The organism is Acidovorax sp. KPB24-07 (assembly GCF_057543315.1).
Map to the genome: position 1 here is coordinate 1 of NZ_BAAJYS010000916.1, position 621 is coordinate 621.

Genomic DNA, 621 nt, shown 5'->3' on the forward strand with positions numbered 1-621 from the left:
TGGCCGCGGGCGTGCTGGCCGCCTGGGCGCTGATGCTCATCAGCACGGCGGATGCGGCCACCGCCTCGCGCACCGGCATCCTCGAATGGGGCGTGATGCTCGGGCTGCTGGTGCTCTGGCGCCGCTCCCTGGGCGGCCTGCCCCTGGCCTTCGCCGCCACGGGGGGGCTGCTGTACGCGCTGGCGGCCTGGGCGCTGCCCTGGATGCTGGAGCGCTGGGCGGGCGTGTCGATGGACGGGCTGTTCCAGCGGCTCGCGGACGAGGGCCAAGGCTGCGTCAGCCGCACCGTGCTGTGGTCCAACATGCTTCACCTGATCGCGCAAAAGCCCTGGACCGGCTGGGGCTGGGGCGAGATGGCCTATGCCCACTACAGCACGCTGTTCCCGGGCGAGCGCTTTTGCGTGCTGCTGGACAACGCCCACAACCTGCCGCTGCACCTGGCCGTCGAGCTGGGCTTGCCCGTGGCGGGCGGGCTGTGCCTGCTGGCGCTCTGGGGCGCGTGGCGCCTGGCCCCCTGGCGCGAGACCGATCCGGTGCGGCAGCTGGCCTGGGGCGTGCTGGCCATCGTGGGCGTGCACAGCCTGCTGGAGTTTCCGCTGTGGTACGGCCCGTTCCAGCTGG

General features: G+C 72.8%; 1 protein-coding gene. It reads left to right on the forward strand.

Going from position 1 to position 621, the window contains the following annotated elements; translation table 11 throughout:
• The coding region (locus AC27IQ_RS26655) for an O-antigen ligase family protein (protein ID WP_487091486.1) at positions 1-621 on the forward strand (621 nt) is incomplete at both ends.